General features: G+C 68.6%; 4 protein-coding genes and 2 pseudogenes. 4 read left to right on the forward strand and 2 right to left on the reverse strand.

The window, feature by feature from the left end:
* Positions 1-228: 228 nt before the first annotated feature.
* On the forward strand, positions 229-846 hold the full coding sequence (locus ACWGIU_RS29155) for a hypothetical protein (protein WP_453710733.1): 618 nt from the start codon (positions 229-231) through the stop codon (positions 844-846).
* Positions 847-916: 70 nt separating this feature from the next.
* Positions 917-1,080 (forward strand): annotated as a pseudogene (locus ACWGIU_RS29160) (transposase); the annotation flags it as partial.
* 353 nt (positions 1,081-1,433) lie between these two features.
* Here the strand turns inward: ACWGIU_RS29160 and puuE are convergent.
* On the reverse strand, positions 1,434-2,342 hold the full coding sequence (gene puuE / locus ACWGIU_RS29165) for an allantoinase PuuE (protein WP_453710735.1): 909 nt from the start codon (positions 2,340-2,342) through the stop codon (positions 1,434-1,436).
* Positions 2,343-2,764: 422 nt separating this feature from the next.
* Between puuE and ACWGIU_RS29170 the strand changes: the two genes are divergently transcribed.
* Positions 2,765-3,778, forward strand: a complete 1,014-nt coding sequence (locus ACWGIU_RS29170; RefSeq protein WP_453710737.1) for an IS630 family transposase — start codon at positions 2,765-2,767, stop codon at positions 3,776-3,778.
* Positions 3,779-3,823: 45 nt separating this feature from the next.
* Positions 3,824-4,186, forward strand: coding sequence for a hypothetical protein (locus ACWGIU_RS29175; protein WP_453710739.1), 363 nt, complete (start codon positions 3,824-3,826; stop codon positions 4,184-4,186).
* Between the two features lie 807 nt (positions 4,187-4,993).
* Here the strand turns inward: ACWGIU_RS29175 and ACWGIU_RS29180 are convergent.
* Positions 4,994-5,178: pseudogene (locus ACWGIU_RS29180) on the reverse strand (hypothetical protein); the annotation flags it as partial.

A 5,178-nucleotide genomic window follows, 5' to 3' on the forward strand; every position in this document is an offset into this window, starting at 1 on the left:
GCCCCCCCACCCCCCGCCCGGTCGGCGCCCCCACCCCCGTCCAACCCCGGGCCCCACCCCGCCGAGGGACGGCAAGTGGCGGGCGATCCCGGCCGACTTCCCGGTCGAGTATCGGTAGTTCTTGCTCAAGGCCGCGATGCTGCGGTCAACAGCGTTCGCAGACATCGAACACCTCAACGCCCGTCTCAGAGAACCTTCGCCCACTGTGGGTTGTGACAGGGTGCTGGCATGTCCAACCCCATCGCGTACCCCGTCTTCCGCACTACCGACCCTGTACTGGCTCTGCGCGTGGCGCGTCAGCTTGTGGCAGTGGGTGACCAGCAGTACGCGGAGGTGTCAGTGGACGTCGAGCTGTGCACCATCCCGGAAGTGTTGCGGGTACGCGAGGCGCTGCCGGATGCCTGGTTCCGGAAGGAGGACGTCGAGGGCTGGGCGCGGGATCCTTCCGACCCGACGGGCTTGCACGGCGGTATCCATGCGCCCGAGCTCTCCAGTGATCCGGACTTCCTCTCCTCGCACCTGCCGCTCTGGGCATCGATGGAATACCGGGCCGTTGGCAGCATTGAGGCAGAATTTACTGCCTTGGTGGGCCCGAACATCGGCGAGATCTGGTGGTCGAGCTTGATCTGGCCCGACGTACCGGACCGTGGCATCTACGGCGAAGCCAACAACGCCCGGGTTTCACTGCTGTTCAACTGCCGCACCCAAGGCCTCGACACACACTCCGATGACCACACCGTACTCGTCCACGTGCGCCGCAGGAATCGCGACGGGTCCGAGGAACGGCACGCCTCCTGGCTGGCAGAGCAGATCGGCCAGTCCGTCATCGGTCCACCACAGGAGTAACCCTCGATCGAGCCTAGCCGCTGCAGGTCGATCACGTGACTGTCCCGGCTCCTCGTCGTTTGGGGTGGACATGGGGCGGGGCGATCTGAGTGATGCGGAGTGGGAACGGCTGCGGCCGTTCCTGCGGTCAGTAACTGGCGTTGTGGCAGGTGGCGGGATCACCGGCAGGTAATCAACGGGATTCTGCACCGCGTGCGGACCGGGGTGCAGTGGCGTGACCTGCCCGAACGGTTCCAAGCGGCCGCCCGAAGGGGCCTCCGCCTGGCTGATCGAGCAGGGGATGAGAGGCGGCCGGCTCCCATCCCGCGTACAGGGGGAACTGCTGGGCCACCGGCTCGCTGCACCCCCTCCAACCCGGAGTAGACACCGCGGCTGCCGGCCGAGAGCATGCCCGCCTGTATCCCTGCCGGCACGACACCGCGCTCGGAGTGCTGGAGTGGCCGGGCACCGCAAGGTGAAGGGATGAGCGCTGACCTACGGTAGTCGTCTATCCGTCCGCTGCCCAGGGCCAGCGCCGCTCCGCTGCGACGGGGAGATTCCCCGGCCGCGTCCTCTGGGCCAGCGAGCGTGCCCGGGGCCGGACAGAATCAGTGCAGCGGTGGGTGTGTGGCGAGCCAGTGGCGTGCGATCTGTTCACGTGTGGTGACCCATGCTCCGCCGCGCCGGGTGATGTGTTTCAAGAAGCCTTCGAGCGCGCGGATGCGGCCGGGCCGGCCGGTGATCCGGCAGTGCAGGCCGACGCTCATCATGCGCGGGCGGTCGGCGCCCTCGGCATGGAGCGCGTCGAAGGTGTCGACGAGGTACGTGAGCATGTCATCGGCGGTCGTGAAGCCGTGGACGATCAGGAACTTGAAGTCATTCGCATCGAGGCTGTACGGCACCACGAGGTGCGGGCGGCCGCCCGCCTGAACGTAGTACGGCAGGTCGTCCGAGTAGTCGTCCGAGTCGTAGAGAAATCCCCCCGCCTCGACCACGAGGCGGCGCGTGTTGAGGCTCGTACGTCCGGTGTACCAGCCTACGGGCCGACGTCCGACGAGCCGCTCGATCGTTGCGACGGAGCGGGCGATGTCGGCACGCTCGGCGTCCTCAGGCACGTGGCGGTAGTCGATCCAGCGCCAGCCGTGGCTTGCCACTTCCCACCCGGCCTCACCCATCGCCCGAGCCGCGTCCGGGTTACGCGCAAGCGCCTGCCCCACGGCGTAGACGGTGAGCGGCACACCGTGAGCCGCGAGCGTGCGATGGATACGCCAGAACCCGGCCCGTGAGCCGTAGGCGAACATCGACTCGACGTTCAGATCGCGCCCGCCCACCACAGGGGGCGCCCCGACGAGCTCGTGAAGGTATGCCTCCGATGCCCGGTCGCCCTCAAGCACGTTCTGTTCACCGCCCTCTTCATAGTTGAGGACGAGGCTGACGGCCACCCGGGCGCCGCCAGGCCAAGCGGCACGCGGCGGGTCGGCGCCGTAACCGGCAAGGTCACGCTGGTGCTCGGACACGGGCTGCACCCTATCCCCGACAGGGCACTGTGTCGGGAAGGCGGGACCATGCCGCTCAAATAGGGTGGACGTTTCCCACGGGCGCAACAACTCGACCTGTGCACAGGTTCAGACGACGTGCAGATTCTCGTCCACGCCGACACCAGCAGGCGCGCCGGAGAGGGTGGCTGCCTCCACCCTGAAGAGGCGGAGGGCGCAGGCTCGTTCCTGCGGTGAGTCAGGCCGCCCCACGGGGGAGTTGTCCTGCAAGGGCCTGTCGGGGCGGGTGTCAGGCCCGCTACTGAACTTGATTGGGTGATGTCGGAGCTGTTCGCCTGACGCCGGCCGGTCCGCTGCGGTAGCCCTGGATCGTGAGATACGCGCAGGGCGGCGGGTTGACCGACGCCGGGAGGGCCGCGAGGGAGCGGGTCCGGCTGCAGGCCGTGGAACGCTTCGGGGACGGGCAGAAGAACAGGGAGATCGCTGCCGCGCTGCGGGTCAGCGAGCGGTCCGTGGAACGGTGGCGCCGCCAGTGGCGCGAGCGCGGCGAAGCGGGAGTCCTGTCGAAGGGATCGCCGGGACGTCCGAGGCTCAGCGACGCGCAGATCGTGAGGCTGGAACGGGAGTTGGAACGCGGGCCGCTCGTCCATGTCTGGGCCGACCAGCGCTGGACACTGGCACGGATCAAGACGCTGATCGGCCGGCTGTTCCACGTGAGCTACACGGTGGTAGGGGCTGCTGCTGAAGCGGCACGGCTGGTCCTGGCAGCAGCCCGCCCGGCGGGCGATCGAACGCGACGACCAGGCGGTCGAGGTCTGGGAAAAGGAGACCTGGCCGCGGGTAAGAGCACCGCGGCAGCGTGCAACGGCTGGATCGTCTTCGAGGACGAAGCCGGACAGTCGATGACGCCGCCGCGAGCAAGAAGCTGGGGACACAAGGGCGTAACGCCGGTAGTCCGGGTCCGCGGCCGGGGCTCGGGCAGGGTGTCCATGGCCGGGCTGACCTGCTACAAGCCGGGGAAGCGGTCGAGGATGTTCTACTCGGTCCGCGAGTACCGCGGCCGCAAGGGCGAGCCGAAGGGCATCGGCTGGCGCGACCTGCGCGACCTGCTGGTCAGAGCGCACATCCAGCTCGGCGGCCCGATCGTGCTCGTGTGGGACAACCTGCGCATGCACCTGGTCGAGCCGATGCTCGAGTTCATCGCCGCCCACGCGGACTGGCTCACCGTCTTCCAGCTTCCGAGCTACTCGCCGGACTTGAACCCGCAGGAGGGCATCTGGTCGCTGGTCAAGCGCGCCATCGGCAACCTCGCCGCAGCGGACCTCGGCCAGATCACCGGGCCGTCAAGCGCAAGCTCAAGATGGTGCAGTACCGACCGGACGTCATCAACGGCTGCCTCGCCAGCACCGGCCTGGCCCTGGACGCGTGAACGCAATGGCTGGCCGATCGGCGATTGACCGGCACGGTCAGGTCAAAAGTTGCTGGTCAGATACTGTGACGGAATGACCGAGAGCCTGCCTGCCGACGTAGCCGACGTGCTCGCGGCAGTCCTGAACACGGACAATCCTGTTCATGTCGCGCTCCGAAGGCAGGTTCCGCACCTCAGCGTGCGAGGGCGCTGCACATGCGGGTGCGGAACCGCCTATTTCGAACTCGACACCAGCAAGGCGGAGCCCGCACCCACTGGTCCCAGCACTGTCGTGGCGGCCGAAGCGCAGCTCGTCACCGAGGCTGGCGAGTGCCCCGGCGAGGTCCTGGTCTTCACGCAAGGCGGCTACCTGTCGTGGCTGGAAGTCTGTTCCTGGAGCGACGACGTCGAGGTGACCCTGGCTGCCGCGCGTCGCTGGCTGCAGACACGCTTTTGACCTCGAACGACCAGCGCCCCGCGGGCTCCGCGACACCGCCGACATCACGAGTTCAAGTTCAGTAGCCGCGGCACGCCACACCCATGACTCAAATTCGGTGGAGCTGCGTCGCGCGTGGCGCTGCGTCGCGGAGTTGAGCCAGAAGCAGCATGCCTGTACGGGTCCGTCCGCAGTTCGAAGCCTCGCTGGCCGCCACATCCCGCTTCAGCCCCCATTACCGTTTTGGTTGCTCCGCAATGGGGCGCCTGGCCTCCGTAGTTGGCATGACCTTCGAGCCCCACATCCAGGCGCAGGCGCTGGGACCGGAGTGGGTGGCGGTAAGACGCCGCCCTGGTCGATGGCGCGGTCGGCGCTGACCTCAGCAACCAAGACGGGGTGGACGAGGGTGGTGTCCAGGACGTCGCGGCTCCCCCACGTCGCGAGAGGCGCACCCCTCCCACAGGTGCCCTGGAGTTGCTGGGGTGAGATGCTCGGCAACCTGCCGGGCGGCGTCCGGGCGCAGCGGCACCGTGCAGCCGACCGCGCGCAGCCAGCCGTCCCTCCGTGGTGTCCCGTCTTCTGATCTTCGTCCAGCCGCGGTATCTGGCGAGGTAGCGGCTGTTCGCGGGCCCGGCCGGTGGATGCCAACCCGGCCATGCCCCGCTACGAACACCGGGCTATCCCGCCCGTCCGTTCCCTTCCACCGTCCTCGGCTTCCGCTCGGGTGACCTGCACACGGCAGGCCGCCCGGCAGGCCCGCCGCCGACGCGGGGCAGGGCACGATGCACGAATCCAGCTACAGCGGCCCCCAGGTGGCGGCGTGGTCGATCAGGCGGCGTCGGAGGTGGTGCACGGCTGGGGGAGGGGGTCAGAGCGTGTGACCAGGTAGAGGGTTTTGTGGAGGGTCAGGCGGCGGTACGCCGCGCGGGCATGGGCGATGCGGGCGATGGCGGTTCCGGCGCTCGCCGCCGCCAGGAGGCATCCGAGGCGGACCAGGTCGGAGCCGGCGGACC

It is taken from the genome of Streptomyces sp. NPDC054840 (genome assembly GCF_053611065.1).

What these genes read in the sequence shown, in the direction of transcription:
- ACWGIU_RS29155 (WP_453710733.1), top strand. Translation starts at nt 229, where the DNA reads ATGTCCAACCCCATCGCGTACCCCGTCTTCCGCACTACCGACCCTGTA.
- ACWGIU_RS29175 (WP_453710739.1), top strand. Translation starts at nt 3,824, where the DNA reads ATGACCGAGAGCCTGCCTGCCGACGTAGCCGACGTGCTCGCGGCAGTC.